This is a genomic window from Rhizobium sp. BK008, from assembly GCF_014197345.1.
GTDB classification, from domain to species: domain Bacteria; phylum Pseudomonadota; class Alphaproteobacteria; order Rhizobiales; family Rhizobiaceae; genus Rhizobium; species Rhizobium anhuiense.
Genome location: NZ_JACIFK010000001.1, coordinates 934,967 through 951,560, shown reverse-complemented (window position 1 = coordinate 951,560; position 16,594 = coordinate 934,967). Strand labels below are relative to the sequence as shown.

Here is a 16,594-nt window from a genome sequence, read left to right as displayed (position 1 = left end):
TCCAACACCGACTCCCTCGCTGCCCTCTCCACTCTCACCTCACGCCGGCCAGCAAATCGCCTTGCTCCCTATCGCCCACACTCTATATATATGTGAAAAGCACGATAGGTTAGCAGATACGCACATACATAATCCCTCCTCATGCCAAAATGAAACTTAATCCCTTCCCCTGCGTTATCCCCTCGATACATCCATTGACCCAAGGTGAGTGAAATGAACAAATTCGGCATCATTGCTCTGTCGATAGCGACGGCTTTCTCCGGAATGCCGGCCTCGGCAGGCCCGGCTTTTGTGCCGAGCTTGGTGCAATCGGCGCAGCCGGCGCCTCAAAATACCGATGCCCGGATCATGACCGTCGCCTGCAACCCATACTCCATCGTCTGCTCGGGCGACGGCGATAACCGCAGATCCTACCGCAACCGTGACCGCGATAACGATGGCGACCGGGACCGGCGCAGCTACCGCGACCGCCGCTACGACCGTGATGACCGTTATGGCTGGAATCGCCGCGATGATCGCTGGGATCGCCGCTATGATCGGCGGTATCGCCGCCACGACAACAGCGGCGCCATCATCGGCGGCCTGGCAGCCGGCGCCCTCCTCGGCGGCATCATCGCTTCGCAGCCGCGCACGAGCGGCTATAGTTCGCATGCCGAGTATTGCTATAGCCGCTACCGGTCCTACCGCGCCTATGACAATACCTACCAGCCGAATTACGGCCCGCGCCGCCAGTGCCGCTAGTCCGGTCTATCCATCAGAACAAGCCTCGCATGAAGATGCGGGGCTTTTTTGATGGCCGAAATCCCGTTGTACGGCTTCCAATTGCCGGTCGGTCGTGCTTGCCTGCGCGGCCAAGCTTGATTGGTTAGGCGATAGGAACCTAAAGCATGTCGCGCAAAAGTGTGGTTTTGCGACAACGACATGCGTCGGATTAAAAGGCTAAAGCGTCAGGAGCGAATCTGAAAGATCGCGACGCGCTTTAGGTGCGACATGCCATCTGGAGATACAGCGAAGCACGCCGTCGTCCTGCTACGGCCGGATCTGGAAAACCTGTCGGGCTTCGAAGCGGCGCTCGCCGCCGGTTGGTCTCCCCATCCGCGCCGCGCGGGCGACGAAGCCTATGTTCGCGGCGAGCTCCAGCGGCTGCGCCACGACAGATCAAGCTTTCTCGACGATCTCATTGCTGATGGCAGCCGGCGCGCCGAATCCGGACCGCGGCCGCTGATCACCCGTCTGTTCTGGATCTGGGATGGCGAATTCTGCGGCAGCATCAGCCTGCGCTTTCAAGCCGGCACCGAGGAACTGCCACCCGACGTATCGGGCCATGTCGGATATTCCGTCGTGCCGTGGAAACAGCGCAACGGCCACGCGACGACCGCCCTCACCCTTCTGCTGGCCGTCGCAGCAAAGGAAGGCCTCGACCGCCTCACCATCCTCTGCAACGAGGACAATGACGCCTCGCGGCGCGTGATCGAGCGCAATGGCGGCGAATTGTTCACGCGCGGCCCCCATTCCTCCGACAGGGCCGATCAGATCAAACTATATTTCTGGCTGAAGCCCGGAACCGCCAGCTGACATGAAATGCGCAACGGATTTCCAGACGGACGGAGCACAAGCCTTGCCCGCCTATGCTCCGTCCGTCCCATCAGCCTGGGGCGGGCTGAGTGCTGGTCGCGGCGCGGCTGTCGGCGCCGCCGCGCATTGTCTCAGTAGGTCGCGGCCGGTTTCGGCTTCTTCTCGGTCCATTGCGGCGGCGCGCCGTATTTGGCGGCGACCGCCCCCATCAATCCGGGCGGCCGGCCGAAGGCGTCGCAGGCGGCGTATTTCGGTTTGCCGCCGAGCCAGGATTTCATCCGTTGCCCCGATGGCAGCGAGATATCCAATCCCTTCGGCTCCTTGCCTTTGATCAGCATCCGGGAAAACTCGCCGCTGAATTTCGAAGCCAGGCTATAGGCGTCGCCGACCTCGGAAACGCGAGGGTTGTTCTGCAGCGAGTTTGCCCCGCGCGACCAGACGATCGCGGCCCGCTGCACGCCACCGCTGTCGACAGCTTCCGCCTCTACCGCCAGTCCGCCGAGGCCCGCCGGCAGCCGCGGCACGCCGACGGGCAGCACGAAACCGGTGCCGACGGTCACGACCGTCGAAACACCCGCCATCGCCTTGTTGGTCGGCACGATGTCGGTGACGACGGAGCGGATCGTCAGATCCGCCGGCTGGCCGGCAGAGACCAGCTGATATTTGTCGCTGAGCGAAATGCAGAGCGCCCGGTCCAGCGCATTCGCCACCATCGTCCGGTCGGCGTCCGATTTGACGCGGGTCGCAGCGCTGAAGGCGAAGGTCGTCGGCACGATGCTCACCGTCTTTGCCGGGGCAAGGCGCGTTCCATCGACATAGACGCGCGATTTCGACAGCTTGCCCTTCGGCGCGCCGAGATTGCCGTAGGAGGAGAGCGTGCCTGCCTCTTTCAGTGGCACCGAGCTGCACCCGGTCGCGGCCATGACGAGCGCCATCGGCAGAGCGAGGGACAAGCCTCTCGAGGCCTGCGGGAAGAAAAATAGGAATGGATTGCTGCGCACGCTGCCTGGCCTCCGTCACCGATGAACTCAGGGGAAAGTGGCGTCCAAGAATTGCCGCAACATTACATCGTCTCCGGCAACATGGGCTGCCGGAAGAGCCGGTCTATCCGAGCTGGATCGTCACCTCGGTGCCGGCGGAACTGCTTTCGATGCTGACCTCGCCGCCATGGTTCAAGCAGATCTGCTTGACGAGGCTGAGGCCGAGCCCTGCCCCCCTGCTCTTCGGGGTGACGCGGTAGAAAGGTTCGAACACCAGCTCGCGGTGCTCGGCCGGGATGCCGGGCCCCTCGTCGGCGACGCTGATCCGTCCACGGCCGGCAGCCGAGACCGAAACGGTGATCATGCCGCTCCCGCCGCCATGGTCGATGGCGTTGCGCACGAGGTTGCTGACGGCCCGCGGCAGCGCCGAGGGACTCCCTTTGCATTTCAGGCTCTCGACCTCGCTCTGAAACGATATCTGATAGCCAGCGCCGATCGCCAGCGGCGCAAGATCGGCCACGACGCCGCGGCTGATTTCGACCAGATCGACGATCTCATGGAGATCGGTCGCCTGGTCGTTGCGCTCGAAATCGAGTAACTGTTCCGCCGTCTCGGCCAAACGCGCGACGTCGTCGAGCAACCGCCTGCGGTCCTGCCCCTCGGCCGTTCCATCGATCCGGGTCTGCATGATCGCGATCGGCGTCCTCAGTTCATGCGCCGCATCGATCAGGAAGTGTTGCCGTTTGCGGAACTCGTTTTCCAGTCGGTCGAGCGCCTCGTTGAAGGCGATCACCAACGGAGCGACCTCCCTCGGGATGCCGTCCAGAGGCAGGCGAGCATCGTAGCGGCGAGGCTCGATCTCCGACGCCTTGCGGGCAACCTCGCTGACACTGGCCAGGCCGCGCCTGACGATTCTGGGAACGGCGAGAAAAACCGCGGGCAAGGCGACGGCGAATAACGGCACGTAGATCGGATAAACAGCGCCCATAAGGGTAAGAACGGGCCAGCCCTTGTCGGCGACGCCGCCAAACAGCACCCGTAGCTCGCCGATCGCGGTCCCCACGCTTTCGACCGAGGCGATCTCGTCCGTGCCGGCCGACCCCCTGATATCAGCCCCTTCGAACAGATAGGTCAGGTGCGCAAGCTCACCGTAGGCTGCAGGGATGGTTCCGTAGGACACGAAAGAACCGTTCGTCGTCGCCGCAACATACCAAAGCCCGTCATACTGCTGCTTGAGCGCGTCCAACTCCGGTGTATCTCTTATTTCAAGCCGCCCTTCGGCATCGAGCGCAACGGCCGGGGCCAACGCGGCGGTGATATGGTCCTCCAGCGCAACGTTCGGAGAAAGGATCGTCGCGCCGTAGAAGCAGAGCCCGATAACCACAGCCGTCACTACGCCGACGAAGACGAGGCTGAGCTGCCAGCTGAGCCGCCACCAGAGCGACGGATTGGTGTTTCCCGCCCCTCCCATCATTCTTCCTTCATCAGATATCCGACACCGCGGATATTGTGGATCGAAACCTCGGCTCCTGCGTCGGAAAGCCGTTTGCGAAGCCGCGATATGTGGGCATCGAGGGCGTTCGACTGAATTTCCTCTTCATAATTGTAGACCGCCGCCTCCAGCGTCGAGCGGAGCACGGTCTTCTCCTTACGCCTTGCGAGTGCGGCCAGCACCAGAAGTTCTCGCCGGGGCAGATCGAGCGGCGTATCGCCGACCGTGACGCTCAGATGCAGCGGATCGATCACCATGCGCCCAGCCGCGATCTTGAGATCGGACAGGTTCGGCGGCCGGCGCAGCACGGCGCGCAGCCGCGCCATCAGCTCCTCGACCAGAAACGGCTTGCCGAGGTAGTCGTCGGCACCGAGATCGAGGCCTTCCACCCGTTCCTTCGGCTCGTTCAGCGCCGTCAGCACGATGATCGGCGTCTCCTTCCCCGTCCGCCTCAACTCCGGAATGAAGCGCAACCCTTCGCCATCCGGCAGGCGCCGGTCGAGCAGGATCGCATCGTAGAGGTTCTGCCGCGTCAGCTCGACCGCGTCGGCCAGATGCATCGTGTGGTCGGTGACGATCCCGTGTTTGCCGAGCGCCGCCGACAGCGCCTCGGCCAGCTCCCTCTCGTCTTCTATCAACAGTATCCGCATCGCTCGTCCATTGTCTCGCTCACCCCTCTCTCCGCCACAAGGGTTGCGGCAGCATTGCGGAGCTTGCAAGGCAGCCGGTCATGCTGCTGCAATTGTTGAAGTCCAGCACAAAGAATATTCGCGGCAGCTGGAGATCAAGATGATCCGACCTATCCTACGTCTCCTGACGAGACACTTCCTTTCCGCCTTCCTCCTCGCCGCGCTGCTCGCAGCGCCCCTCGTGATACTGCACACGCTTCACGAAAAGGCAGCCTTCGAGAGCGGTCTCCTGATGGAGGTGCGATGAGCGTGCGAGCGAGCGAACCTCAGGCGGTCTCGCTGCCTGCCATGCAATAGGCCGAGAACGCCTGAAGATAGGCTTGCACCCTGGAACGGTTCTCCGCGGTTTCGACGGTCCTGAGCACATCGGCCGGCTCCAGTTTCATCAGAGGAAGCCGGAGGAAAATATCGCCGGCGAACCGGTCGGTGATGGTCGCAAGGATCGTGCGAAGACCGGCCAGCATGTCGTCGCCGCGATGCGATGCGTGCAGCAGCGCGATCGGCTTATGGACGATCTCATCTCCCGATACCAGCCAGTCGATCGCATTCTTCAGCCCGCCGGGGATGGATCGCACATATTCCGGGCTGGCAATGATCACCCCGTCGCTCTGAGCGATCGCCTCGATGAAATCCCGCACCGCCACCGGCAGAAATTCCCCCTCGAGATCGGGCGAAAATACCGGCAAACCTCCCACGCCATCGAAGATCGCAATTTCGATCTCATCTGGCGCAACGGCGCGCACCGCCCGCAGCATTGATGTATTGGTGGAATTGCGCCGGGCGCTGCCGGATATGGCGAGAATCTTCATGGCCCCTAACAGGAATCGATCGATCATGGCTGTCAACGCAAAAGGCTAGGATCGATTGAGTAACGCCAAAAAAGCGACTTTTGCTTGAACTAGCCAAGCCTCGCGTTAGCCTGAGTACCGCTGCCGAATCGGCGGGAATTACCCTCGAGGAAATACACATGACGGCTTTGATCGAGGCACGGGGCGTCAGCAAACGCTTCCGGCAGCACAAGAGATTTCCGGGCCTGCTGGGCGCCCTGAAGACGTTGGTGACCAACGAATATACCGAAGTTCTGGCCGTTTCCGACATTGGTTTCGACATCACGGCAGGCGAGGCCGTTGGTTATCTCGGCCCCAATGGTGCCGGCAAATCCACGATGATCAAAATGATGACCGGCATTCTGGTGCCGAGTGCCGGCACGCTCTCGGTGCTCGGACGCACGCCGCATCTCAAGCGGATGGACAATGCGCGCGAGATCGGAGTTGTTTTTGGCCAGCGCAGCCAGCTGTGGTGGGATCTGCCGCTGGTCGACAGTTTTACCTTGCACCAGCGCATCTATGATATCCCAGCCGCCCGCTACGCGGACAATCTCCGGCGATTCAGCGAATTGCTCGATCTCACTCCCTTTCTCGACCGCGCGGTGCGCCAGCTCAGCCTCGGCCAGCGCATGCGCGCCGAGATCGTGATGTCGCTGCTGCATGATCCCAAGATCCTCTTTCTCGACGAACCCACAATCGGGCTTGATGTGGTCGCCAAGGATGCGGTGCGGCGCTTCCTCGCCGAGATCAACCGCGAGCGCGGCGTCACCATCATTCTCACCACCCATGACCTTCAGGACATCGAAACCATCTGCCCGCGGCTGATCATGGTCGATCATAGCAGGCTCATCTTCGACGGCGAGTTGAGGAGCCTGCGTGCGGCATTGGGCTCTGCCCGGCGGCTGACGCTTGAATTTGCCAGCGACCCTGGACCGCTGCCGTTGCGCACCGCGGCCCTCGTCAGCGACGAGGGCTTGCGCAAGAACTATCTCATCGAGCATGAAGACATCTCGCTGGTCGCAATCCTGTCGGAGGTCGGCAGCGGGCGCGGTCTCAAGGACGTGGCGCTGCACGAGCCCGACATCGAAGAGGTCATCCGCACCTTCTACCAGCGCCGCAACGCCGACCAGCGTAGCAATGCCAAGGCCCGGGCATCATGAGCGCCTATTTCGCCTTTGCGCGCAGTTCGTTCCATTCGCAACTCGCCTACCGCAACGAAGTATGGGCCAACATCTTCGGCAAACTCGTGCAGGTCTTTGCTCGTGTCGCCATCTGGCAGGCGGCCTATGCCGGCGTCGGCGCAATCGTGGTCGAGGGGGTCTCCCTGCAGCAGATGGTGACCTATGCCCTGCTCGGCGGCGCCGTGATGGGCGCAACCCGCCCAGAAAGGATCATCGGCGAGATCGGCCGGTCGCTCAAAACAGGCGATGTCGCGATCTGGTTACTCAAGCCCTTGTCCTATCCTCTCTATCTCTTCGCCAACGAATGCGGCAGCTTTCTCTACCGCCTGGCAACGCAGGTCATCCCGACCGTCGCCTTCACCGCCTTGTTTTACGGCATGCTGCCGCCCGTAAGCCCGTTCCATGCCGTGATGTTCATCGCCTTCTGGGCGCTGTCCTTTGCGCTGCTGTTCCTGATATCAGCGCTTTTCGGCCTCGTCGCTTTCTGGCTGATGACCAGCTTCTCGCTGGACTGGATCCTGGGCGCCCTGCTGCAACTGTTCTCAGGCGTGCTGGTGCCCTTCTGGTTCTTCCCCGAACCTCTGGCCATGATTGCCCGCCACCTGCCCTTTGCCTGGATCGTCTATTACCCCAATGCCGTCTATCTCGGCAGGCTTTCCACGCCCGAGATCTGGCTTCATCTCGGCCTGGGGCTCGGCTGGGCCGCCTTGTTCCTCGCCGGCGTCCTTTGGCTGTGGCGCCGCGCCTCCAGCCGTATCACCGTGCAGGGAGGTTGATCATGCTGATGCATCACCTGCGCGTCCTGCCGCTGCTGGTGCGGATGCACGTCCGCTCCAAGATGGAATATCGCGGCGCTTTCTGGCTCGACCGTCTTGCGCAGATACTCTCCTATGGCAGCGTCTTCGCCACCATCGGAATCCTGCTTGCCCGCTTCGACACGCTCGGCGGCTGGACCTGGCCGGAGCTTGCACTGTTGTTCAGCTTCCAACTGCTGGCCTATTCGCTCGGCGCTGCGATGAGCTTCGTGCAGTTGCGCGAGCTCGAAGAACTGGTGCGGCTCGGCACTTACGACACGCTGCTGGTAAAACCTTTCAGCCCTTGGGCCTATCTGGTCTTTTCCGGCCTCAATATCGGCTACGCCGGTCACATCATCCTCGCAGCGGCGCTGATGGCCTGGGCAGTTCTGTCGGTCGACTTCGTTTGGTCGGTCTGGTCCGCGTCATTCTTCATTGCTGCGCTTGTCAGCGCAACGCTGCTGACGGGTGCGCTCATCACCATGATCGGCGCCACCGCGCTGATCTGGGTGCGGTCCAACCATTTGTTCTCGATCTTCTTCGGCTTTTGGGAGTTGACCCGCTACCCGCTCAATATTTTTCCTGGCGGCATACAGCTCATCCTCATAACCGCAGTCCCGCTGGCCCTCACCAGTTCCGTTCCCGTCGGCGCCCTGCTCGGCAAGCCCATCCCGATCCTCGGGGGCTGGGCCGAGCCGGTGTCGCTTGTGGCCGGGCCGATCTGGGTCTTGATGGCAATCGCTCACTGGCGGTACGCCACCGGCAAATATCAGGGTGCCGGCGGCTGATCGGGCCAGCCGGCGTCAGGACGCCTGCGCCGACGATCTCGCGCGGACCTCGAGGAATGCCGCGGTCAGCTTCGCCAGCACCGGTGAGGTGCAGGTGCCATTGGCGCCGCCGATCGGATCGACGATATGGATCTGCCGGAGATCCTCCATGAACGCGTCCCAAAGCGGCGGTCCGCCTTCTTCAAGAAGCTGCGCGCGGATGCTCAGTTCCTCGCTCACCGGCAGATGGCGGCGTCCCCAGGCGCCGATCATCGCGAAGACGGGCACGAGCTGGATCGCCGGCTCCGTCAGGCTGTAGATTGCTTTCTGGCTGTGGCTCGGATCGTCCCGCTTGCTGATGAATCCTAGCGAGAGCAGACGCTTCAACCTGGCGGCCAGTATGTTGGAGGCGATCCCCTCCTCCGAATGGGTCAGAAGCTCGCGGAAATGACGGCGGTTGCCAAACATGATGTCCCTGATGATGATGAGGCTCCACCGATCGCCCAGCACTTCCATCGTCAGGTTGATCGGGCAGCCCGACCGCAGTTCGATATCCACCAATTCTCTCCTTCGAAAAACTGGTTGCAATATAGGATCACTTATGCAACAAAGCAACCAGTTTCAAACAGCAATCAGATGGAGGAAAGCATGACCAAAGTGCGTGTCGCAGCGTTTTCCCTTTCCGTGGATGGTTTCGGCGCCGGGCCGGAGCAGAGCCTGAGCGATCCGCTGGGCAAGCGGGGAACGGAACTGTTTGAATGGTTTTTCCGCACCCGCACCTTCCGCGCGATGATCGGAAAGGACGGCGGTTCTGAAGGCGTCGATGAAAATTATGCCGCCCGCGGCATGGCCGATTTCGGCGCCTTCATTCTCGGGCGCAACATGTTCGGCCCCATCCGCGGCGATTGGCCGGATGACGCCTGGAAAGGCTGGTGGGGGCCGAACCCGCCTTATCACGCACCGACCTTTATCCTGACACATCACCCCCGCGAACCCATCGTCATGGAAGGCGGGACGACGTTTCACTTCGTCACCGGCGGCATCGAGGAAGCGCTTGCCAAGGCGAAGGCCGCGGCTGGCGGCAAGGATGTGAAAATCGGCGGCGGCGTCAGCACAGTCCGCCAATATCTGCAGGCCGGCCTGATCGACGAATTGCATTTCGCCATCTCGCCGGTCGTGCTCGGCAAGGGCGAAGCGATGTTCACCGGCATCGACCTCCCGGCGCTGGGCTTCCGCGTCGTCGAGCATGTGACGACCGAACACGCCACCCATATCGTGATGGCAAAATAAACGAGCCGAAACCATCCTGGCAGGCGCCGCTCTGACGGTCGCCTGCCTGAATCGTTCCCAGGTCCGAGACCAAACCGTGTTAAGAAAGCTGTGGCATTGCTCCCGAATGAGCGTAAAATAAAGGGCATCGGCCCATCGGACATCGGCGAGACCGCTTGAGAGATCATACGTGCTCTTGCCATTTCATGGAGGGCACGGAAATGCTCCTGTCACTCATTTCCCTTAACGATGATGAAATCATCACTGTCACCGATGCTGTTCGGCAATGGTGCTGCGAGAGGAAACTAGACATCGACAGCATCGAAGGACACCGCGCCATCACCGTCGCCGTCGATCTCATCCAGATGAACAGCGACCGCAACAGGCTTTTTACCGAGCTGTCGAAGCAGCTGGATCACCGGTAGGATTATCGATCCATCGAACCCGTCCCGGAGAGATGCAAGGAGCAACGCTGCGACGGGTCTCGAAGCGCGAGGCGGGCGCACAGCTCGATCGAATTTGCTTAGCTAAAGACGTTTTTCAAAGAACGTGTCAGGGTACGGGTCGTCGTTGAAACGGTCGATCTCGTTCCAGCCGGTTCCGCGATAAAGCTGTGTTGCCTCAGGCAGCGCACTATTCGTATCCAGACGCAGGATCTTGACGGACAGCTCGCGGGCGATGGTCTCGGCAGCCGTCATCAGGTGTTTTGCCAGCCCGAGGCCACGCGCGGAGGGGGCGACCCAGAGTCTTTTGATCTCCGCGACTTCGCCGCCACTGCCCTTCAATCCGACACAGCCGATCGGCAGGCCATCTGAGATGGCCACCAGGAACGCGCCGTGCGGGCGGATCATATCCTTGGCGTCGGGATCGCGAGAAAGCGAGACATCGAAACCCTTCTCGAAGCGGCGTGCAAGTTCGCCGTAATATTCACTCAGACAATATCTGGCGTCCTCGTGTCGAGGATCTTGCTCCTCGAGAATGATGTGGTCACGCCTGAGCGAGGAAGCGACGATATCCATGGCGCACAGGAGCTCTTCCGGGCGGCGATGGCGTGCCAGAAAAGACTGAGCCTGCGTGTTGGAAAGCGCTTCATAAGCCCGAAACTCGGAACGGCCGCTTTCGGTCAGCCGGACAATACGGCGGCGCGCATCCTCTGAGTTCGCGACCGTCTCGATGAGCCCCTCCTCTTCCAGACTGCGCAGCAGTCGGCTCATCAGACCCGAGTCGAGACCGAGATAATCGCGGATCATCGCAACGTCCGATTGGCCCTTGCCGATCGCATTGAGAACGCGAGCTGCGCCCAAAGGGCGGCCACGTCCGAGGAAAGAGGTATCGAGAGCGCCGACTTCCGAGGTGACGGCACGGTTGAAGCGACGGACACGAGAGACAGGATCGAAAGCCATATTATCTGACTTAGGTCAGGTAATTGATCATGTCAATTCTGCGCACTCAAAGAGCAGATTTTCCGGCCGGTCGCCGGCTGACGGCCACCTTGCGCAACACCATCGCCTCACCTATGGAAATGCAACATTCCGCAAGGCCTCTCAGTGTTCCGTTTTGCCCTTCATCTCCTGATCGCCCTCATCCTGACGTTGCTGACTGAGATCGGCGGCATCGCCTATCTTATCGCTCTCGCCGCATCGCGCATCTTCGACATACGGCGATTTCCGGCGAAGGTTGCGATTTTCCTGATTTGTTATGCCGGCGCGACATTCGCCGCGAACCTTGCCGCGCCGATGTTCGGACGGGTTCCCCTCTCCTGTGTCGCCAGTGCCGCGGACCGGCTCGTGGTCCGCTCTCCGATCTATTGTCTGCTGAACCGCAACTACGTCACCCCAGACGTGCGCGATCTGGCAAAGGCGCTTGCCGTCCATATGGACAAGCAATTCCCAGGCACCGTCACCGTCGCGCTGGATGCGAATTTTCCCTTCATGAATGGCTTTCCGCTGCTTCCGCATCTATCGCATTCCGACGGGAAAAAACTCGACTTCGCCTATTATTACAAGGATGCGGACGGCGCCTTCCTGAATGGCGTCACCCGCTCGCCGATCGGCTATTTCGCCTTCGAGCAACCGAATCCCGGTGACGAACTGCCATGCGAAGGGCGTCATGACTGGCTCACCACCCGTTGGGACTTCAATGCGCTGCAGCCTCTGTTTCCGGCCTATCGCATCGAGGAACAGCGCACATCGGACGCGATCGCCTGGCTGACCAGCGAAGGCGTGGCGCGCTTCGGCCTGCAGAAGATCTTCATCGAGCCGCATCTCAAGAACACGCTTGGGTTCACCGACAGCCATATCCGCTTTCAAGGCTGCCGCGCCGCCCGCCACGACGACCATATTCACATCCAGGTCGAATGATCCTCTCGCCGACCCGTCAAGAATGCCGGCGCGCCGTATAGATCGCCGTCGTCATATTGCGTTCGACGTGTCCGCCGAACCTGGATGCGGCGATGTCTTCCAGGGCATCGAGCAGTGCGCCGCGCTCCACCGGCGGCAGTGCAGTCACGTTGGAAAAAGTCGCGTAAAGCCTGCGAACGGCTGGCGGATCAAGCGTCAGCGTCCACAGGAGAAATTGCGGCGCGTCGGCAGTGAAGCCAGTGGCGGCCAGTTCCCCGACACGGGCCTCGGCGTCCAGCCCGTGAGGCAGCCGTTCGGCATCGCCGCTCGACGGGCTGGACGGGCTATTCGCGAAGAGATGAAGGGTTTCGTCGTGGAAGGCATCCGGCCGGCCGGCATCGCCAAAGACATTCCACCACAGGGCGATGGCTCCGCCCGGCCGAAGCAGATCATGGATCTTTTTCAGCGAATTGATCGGGTCAAGCCAATGGAAGGCCGTCGCAGCGGCGACGAGATCGAAGGAGGCAGGCTCGAGATCCGCGGCCTCCAAAGGAGCCGTCACGATATCAAGACGAGAGTCGTCGATCGAGGCGCGAAGGTAGTCCGCAAACCGGCCATCAGGCTCGACGGCAACGAGCCTGCGCGGCCGGTGGCCGAGCAACGTCCTCGTCGCCAAGCCTGAACCGGCGCCGATCTCCAATATGTCGATGCCGGCCTTGAGACCGGCGCGCTCGCGCAAGGCCGTCCATGTCGCTTGCGGATAAGGCGGCCGCCCGCGGTGATAATTGGCAGGATCATTCCCAAACGCTTCGCGGCCAAACCGACGGTCGAGCTTTACCGTTTCCATCGCGGACTCCATCTACAGCGTCCTTTGAATTATGCGGCAGCCAGGCTATCAAACGGGGTGGGTATCGTCATAGGTACGTTGTGCCGCAAAAATGGCATCCATATTCTTCTCGGCCCAGTGGGCAAGAGCGGAAACGGTATCCGTCAGGGTGTGCCCCAGCGGCGTCAGCGCATATTCGACGGTCACCGGCACGGTCGGAAAGATGGTGCGAGAGATCAGCCCGTTGCGCTCCAGCTTCCGCAGCGTCTGGGCCAGAACCTTCTGCGATATACCCTTGATATCGCGGCGGATGTGGTTGAAACGCACCGGCCCGCCTTCCAGCCGGTCGAGAATGAGCAGCGCCCATTTGTCCGCCAGCCGGTCCAGCACCAGCCGCGTCGGGCAGCGGTCCTCATAGACGTTGTAGGCCTGTTGCATCGCCGTCATCTGCTTTTCCCTTCCCGAAGCGGTTTCCCGGAGGAAACCAGGTGACAAAAAAGTGCTCTCTTTTCCAATCCGTATTTACCTGCATCTATCCAATAGTAAGATAGTTTCCAATAGATACCAAGGAGAGTGACATGAGCAACAAGATTCTCGTTCTCGGCGCGACGGGTACCGTCGGCAAGCATGTGGTGGATGGGCTTCTGGCGAAGGGCGAGGCTGTCAAGGCCGCTTCCCGCACGGGCAAGCCCGTGGCGGGCGCCGAGGGCGTCGTCTTCGACCATGGCAAGCCGGAAACCCATGGCCCGGCCTTCGAGGGCGTCGACCGCGCCCATGTGCTTCTGCCTTCCGGCTATGTCGATGCCAAGGGTCTGCTGCTGCCCATCATCGAAGCGGCGGCCAGCCGCAAGGTAAAGGTCGTGTTCCAGAGCGTTTTCGGCGTCGACGCCGACGACTCCATCCCCTATCGCCAAGTCGAGATCGCCCTGGAGAAATCAGGAACACCCTACGTCATCCTGCGTCCGAACTGGTTCGCCGACAATTTTCATACCTTCTGGAAGGCCGGCATCGACCATGGCCAGATCGCGCTTCCGGCGGCCGAGGGCAAGTCGAGCTTCATCGACGCCCGCGACATCGCGGCAAGCGCCGTGGCCGCCCTCACCTCCTCAGCCTTCGACGACAGGGCGTTCAACCTGACTGGGCCGGAAGCCCTGTCCTACGCTGAGGCCGCCGTCATCCTTTCCGACGTCATCGGCAAGCCCGTTGCTTACAACGCCATCACGGACGAAGCCTTCGTCGGCATTCTCACCGGCGCTGGCGTGCCGGCCGACTATGCGAGCTTCCTCGCTTCGATCTTCTATCCGGTTCGCCAGGGCTGGACCGCCGCCGTGACCGGCGATGTCGAGACGCTGACGGGCAAGGCGCCGCGTTCGCTGAAGACTTACGCGGCAGATTATGCCGCGGCACTGAAGGCATAAGTGCAAACAAAGTCGCAGACGGCGGTGTCCGCCGTCTGCCCTCCATGCAATGATAAAAGGAAGTCCGGCAATCGCCGCTGCAGCCGCCCCAGACGACATTCCCCAGGGAGCCATGCCATGCGTCCAGCCATCGCGATCCTCTTCCTGGTTGAAACCTGTCTTTATGCCGTTGCCTCGCTCACCCACGCCGGGCTCGTCCTCGAAGGCCATGAACACCGGCAGGCGATGATTGCCGAAGCAGTGATATCAGCCGTCCTCCTTCTCGGCCTGACCGCGCTCAGCCTTGACCGACCGTGGAGCCGCGCGGCTGCGATCTCGGCCCAGTCCTTCGCCCTCCTCGGCACTCTCGTCGGCGCCTTCACCATCGCCGTCGGCGTCGGCCCGCAAACCAGGCTCGATTACGTCACCCATGCCGTAATGATCCTGCTCCTGGTCACAGGCCTCATCTGGCTGACAAGGAAGCGGAACGCCCCGGGATAAGGATCGAGCCACGACGCCTATCGCAACGGCAGTTCGTAGCTCCGCTTCAGCGTTTCCATCGGCACGTCGGTCTTGACGCTGAGCACGCTCGGAATACGAGTCAGGTGGTCGGCCTGAAAACGCCAGTAGCTGTGCAGATCGGCGGTGACGATCCGAAGCACGGCATCGCATTCCCCTGTGGTCAGGTAGCATTCCATCACCTCGGGAAAGCGCCTCACGGCTTCTCCGAAGCGGAGCGTCACCTCGGCGTCCTGGGTCTTGAACCACACGCGGGCAAAAACCGTCAGCCCAGCCCCGATCTTGGCAGGGTCCAGCACGGCGACGTAGCGATCGATGATCCCGGCCTCTTCCAGCAGCCGCACCCGTCGCAGGCACGGCGAAGGCGACAGCCCGACCTCCCTCGCCAGATCGACGTTCGAAATACGCCCGTCACGCTGAAGCACGCGCAGGATATGGCGATCGATCGGGTCCAACGTTCCTGGCATTTCATAGCTCCAGCTATTCTCTGAATGGCAGAATATGCCAAACTTTTGCAATTTTGAAGAAGCTTTGAAAGCTCATTGCGTGCGAACTGGCCTATCGTTCTTCTCATTAAATCGGAGATGGACTGATGGTGAAAAAGATAGAGAAAATCGTGCTCGCTTATTCGGGCGGGCTGGATACATCGATCATTCTCAAATGGTTGCAGGAGGTCTATGAGTGCGAGGTCGTGACGTTCACGGCCGATCTCGGCCAGGGCGAGGAGCTCGAGCCGGCGCGAGCCAAGGCTGCGATGTCGGGGGTCAAGGACATCCGCATCCTCGATCTGCGTGAAGAGTTCGTCCGCGATTTCGTCTTTCCGATGCTGCGGGCCAACACGCTCTATGAGGGGCAGTATCTGCTCGGCAGTTCCATCGCCCGGCCACTGATCGCCAAGCATCTGGTCGGCATAGCCCGGGAAGTCGGCGCGGATGCCGTTGCCCACGGTGCAACAGGCAAGGGCAACGACCAGATCCGGTTCGAACTGGCCGTCAATGCGCTCGATCCGTCGCTTAAGGTCATTGCTCCCTGGCGCCAATGGAACATCCGCTCCCGCACCCAGCTTCTCGAATATGCCGAGAATCATCAGATCCCGGTGCCAAGCGACAAACGCGGCGAGGCGCCATTCTCGACCGATGCCAATCTGCTGCACACCTCGACCGAAGGCAAGATTCTCGAAGATCCGGCGCAAGTCGCGCCCGATTATATCTATCAGCGCACGGTCGACCCCGTCGATGCTCCCGATGCCCCCGAGATCATCACCATCGGTTTCGAGGCAGGGGATCCGGTTTCCCTGAACGGCACGGCGATGACACCGGCCGCATTGCTGACCGAACTCAACGGACTGGGCGGCCGGCATGGCGTCGGGCGGCTCGATCTGGTCGAAAACCGCTTCATCGGCATGAAGTCGAGAGGAATATACGAGACGCCGGGAGGCACGATCCTGCTTTCGGCGCATCGCGGCATTGAATCGATCACGCTCGATCGCGCCGCCGCGCATCTGAAGGATGAGATCATGCCCCGCTACGCCGAGCTGATCTATAACGGCTTCTGGTTCGCGCCCGAGCGGGAAATGCTGCAGGCCCTGATCGACCGGAGCCAGGCCTTCGTCAGCGGCGAAGTGGCGGTAAGGCTTTACAAGGGAAGCGCCTCGGTTATCTCTCGCACCTCCCCTTGCTCACTCTATTCCTCCGACCTCGTCACCTTCGAGGAAAGCGCCGTCGCTTACGATCACCATAATGCCGAAGGCTTCATCAGGCTCAATGGCTTGCGGCTCAAGAGCTGGGCAGCCCGCAACGGCAGATGACCGCTCGATCTTACGTCAGCCTGATGGGCCGATAGTTCAATGCCCACATTGACGGCACCTTCCCCCGCGGCGGGCCGAAGCAGTCAAAACCACGGAGAAGCGAGGAACCAAATTTCAAACGATCTAAAAACA

21 protein-coding genes are annotated in these 16,594 nt (G+C 61.3%); 12 read left to right on the top strand and 9 right to left on the bottom strand.

Annotated elements, in window-relative coordinates; all coding sequences use genetic code 11:
- Positions 1-213: 213 nt before the first annotated feature.
- Complete coding sequence (locus tag FHT69_RS04570; protein ID WP_028756080.1) at positions 214-741, top strand: BA14K family protein; 528 nt, start codon at positions 214-216, stop codon at positions 739-741.
- Positions 742-990: 249 nt separating this feature from the next.
- Positions 991-1,575 carry a GNAT family N-acetyltransferase gene (locus FHT69_RS04565; RefSeq protein ID WP_047610477.1) on the top strand — a complete coding sequence of 195 codons (585 nt, stop codon included), beginning with the start codon at positions 991-993 and terminating at the stop codon, positions 1,573-1,575.
- A 131-nt stretch (positions 1,576-1,706) separates the two neighbouring features.
- Here FHT69_RS04565 and FHT69_RS04560 read toward each other — a convergent pair whose 3' ends face one another.
- The 3 genes from FHT69_RS04560 to FHT69_RS04550 form a co-directional block, all read right to left on the bottom strand.
- Complete coding sequence (locus FHT69_RS04560) at positions 1,707-2,576, bottom strand: DUF3313 domain-containing protein (RefSeq protein WP_028757553.1); 870 nt, start codon at positions 2,574-2,576, stop codon at positions 1,707-1,709.
- A 103-nt stretch (positions 2,577-2,679) separates the two neighbouring features.
- The gene (locus FHT69_RS04555; protein WP_409527523.1) at positions 2,680-4,029 is read right to left on the bottom strand and encodes a sensor histidine kinase; all 1,350 of its coding nucleotides are present in this window, start codon (positions 4,027-4,029) and stop codon (positions 2,680-2,682) included.
- On the bottom strand, positions 4,026-4,697 hold the full coding sequence (locus FHT69_RS04550; RefSeq protein ID WP_028756072.1) for a response regulator transcription factor: 672 nt from the start codon (positions 4,695-4,697) through the stop codon (positions 4,026-4,028). The genes FHT69_RS04555 and FHT69_RS04550 overlap by 4 nt, the downstream gene beginning before the upstream one ends.
- Before the next feature lie 139 nt (positions 4,698-4,836).
- Here FHT69_RS04550 and FHT69_RS04545 point away from each other — a divergent pair, with 139 nt between their 5' ends.
- Positions 4,837-4,983 carry a hypothetical protein gene (locus FHT69_RS04545; RefSeq protein ID WP_164735916.1) on the top strand — a complete coding sequence of 49 codons (147 nt, stop codon included), beginning with the start codon at positions 4,837-4,839 and terminating at the stop codon, positions 4,981-4,983.
- Between the two features lie 19 nt (positions 4,984-5,002).
- On the opposite strand, the gene FHT69_RS04540 is transcribed toward FHT69_RS04545, so the two are convergent.
- Entirely contained in the window at positions 5,003-5,545 is a 543-nt protein-coding gene (locus FHT69_RS04540) for an NADPH-dependent FMN reductase (RefSeq protein WP_029733203.1), read from the bottom strand.
- Positions 5,546-5,703: 158 nt separating this feature from the next.
- Between FHT69_RS04540 and FHT69_RS04535 the strand changes: the two genes are divergently transcribed.
- From FHT69_RS04535 to FHT69_RS04525, 3 genes are read left to right on the top strand one after another with little or no spacing between them, the layout of a single operon-like run.
- Complete coding sequence (locus tag FHT69_RS04535) at positions 5,704-6,723, top strand: ATP-binding cassette domain-containing protein (protein WP_047610489.1); 1,020 nt, start codon at positions 5,704-5,706, stop codon at positions 6,721-6,723.
- On the top strand, positions 6,720-7,520 hold the full coding sequence (locus tag FHT69_RS04530) for an ABC transporter permease (RefSeq protein ID WP_028757567.1): 801 nt from the start codon (positions 6,720-6,722) through the stop codon (positions 7,518-7,520). The genes FHT69_RS04535 and FHT69_RS04530 overlap by 4 nt, the downstream gene beginning before the upstream one ends.
- Positions 7,521-7,522: 2 nt before the next feature.
- Complete coding sequence (locus tag FHT69_RS04525; protein ID WP_028757566.1) at positions 7,523-8,326, top strand: ABC transporter permease; 804 nt, start codon at positions 7,523-7,525, stop codon at positions 8,324-8,326.
- A 15-nt stretch (positions 8,327-8,341) separates the two neighbouring features.
- On the opposite strand, the gene FHT69_RS04520 is transcribed toward FHT69_RS04525, so the two are convergent.
- Positions 8,342-8,863 carry a winged helix-turn-helix transcriptional regulator gene (locus FHT69_RS04520; protein ID WP_028827836.1) on the bottom strand — a complete coding sequence of 174 codons (522 nt, stop codon included), beginning with the start codon at positions 8,861-8,863 and terminating at the stop codon, positions 8,342-8,344.
- A 90-nt stretch (positions 8,864-8,953) separates the two neighbouring features.
- Between FHT69_RS04520 and FHT69_RS04515 the strand changes: the two genes are divergently transcribed.
- Both FHT69_RS04515 and FHT69_RS04510 read left to right on the top strand, forming a co-directional pair.
- A complete protein-coding gene (locus tag FHT69_RS04515) occupies positions 8,954-9,595 on the top strand; it encodes a dihydrofolate reductase family protein (RefSeq protein WP_029868414.1) in 642 nt (213 codons plus the stop codon).
- Between the two features lie 200 nt (positions 9,596-9,795).
- Positions 9,796-9,999: a hypothetical protein gene (locus FHT69_RS04510; protein WP_029868413.1), complete on the top strand. Its 204-nt coding sequence runs from the start codon at positions 9,796-9,798 to the stop codon at positions 9,997-9,999.
- Between the two features lie 102 nt (positions 10,000-10,101).
- On the opposite strand, the gene FHT69_RS04505 is transcribed toward FHT69_RS04510, so the two are convergent.
- Entirely contained in the window at positions 10,102-10,977 is an 876-nt protein-coding gene (locus FHT69_RS04505) for a helix-turn-helix domain-containing GNAT family N-acetyltransferase (RefSeq protein ID WP_183904971.1), read from the bottom strand.
- Positions 10,978-11,121: 144 nt separating this feature from the next.
- Here FHT69_RS04505 and FHT69_RS04500 point away from each other — a divergent pair, with 144 nt between their 5' ends.
- Positions 11,122-11,934, top strand: a complete 813-nt coding sequence (locus tag FHT69_RS04500; protein ID WP_183904970.1) for a hypothetical protein — start codon at positions 11,122-11,124, stop codon at positions 11,932-11,934.
- A 16-nt stretch (positions 11,935-11,950) separates the two neighbouring features.
- Here FHT69_RS04500 and FHT69_RS04495 read toward each other — a convergent pair whose 3' ends face one another.
- Together FHT69_RS04495 and FHT69_RS04490 are read right to left on the bottom strand one after the other, a co-directional pair.
- Complete coding sequence (locus tag FHT69_RS04495; RefSeq protein ID WP_246780694.1) at positions 11,951-12,760, bottom strand: class I SAM-dependent methyltransferase; 810 nt, start codon at positions 12,758-12,760, stop codon at positions 11,951-11,953.
- Between the two features lie 48 nt (positions 12,761-12,808).
- On the bottom strand, positions 12,809-13,186 hold the full coding sequence (locus FHT69_RS04490; protein ID WP_183904968.1) for a winged helix-turn-helix transcriptional regulator: 378 nt from the start codon (positions 13,184-13,186) through the stop codon (positions 12,809-12,811).
- A 131-nt stretch (positions 13,187-13,317) separates the two neighbouring features.
- Between FHT69_RS04490 and FHT69_RS04485 the strand changes: the two genes are divergently transcribed.
- Positions 13,318-14,157 carry an SDR family oxidoreductase gene (locus FHT69_RS04485; RefSeq protein ID WP_028757499.1) on the top strand — a complete coding sequence of 280 codons (840 nt, stop codon included), beginning with the start codon at positions 13,318-13,320 and terminating at the stop codon, positions 14,155-14,157.
- Between the two features lie 117 nt (positions 14,158-14,274).
- Entirely contained in the window at positions 14,275-14,637 is a 363-nt protein-coding gene (locus tag FHT69_RS04480) for a hypothetical protein (protein ID WP_028757500.1), read from the top strand.
- 17 nt (positions 14,638-14,654) lie between these two features.
- Here FHT69_RS04480 and FHT69_RS04475 read toward each other — a convergent pair whose 3' ends face one another.
- Entirely contained in the window at positions 14,655-15,122 is a 468-nt protein-coding gene (locus FHT69_RS04475; RefSeq protein ID WP_028757501.1) for an Lrp/AsnC family transcriptional regulator, read from the bottom strand.
- A gap of 128 nt (positions 15,123-15,250) precedes the next feature.
- Between FHT69_RS04475 and FHT69_RS04470 the strand changes: the two genes are divergently transcribed.
- Positions 15,251-16,462, top strand: a complete 1,212-nt coding sequence (locus tag FHT69_RS04470) for an argininosuccinate synthase (protein ID WP_183905373.1) — start codon at positions 15,251-15,253, stop codon at positions 16,460-16,462.
- The last annotated feature ends 132 nt before the right edge of the window (positions 16,463-16,594 follow it).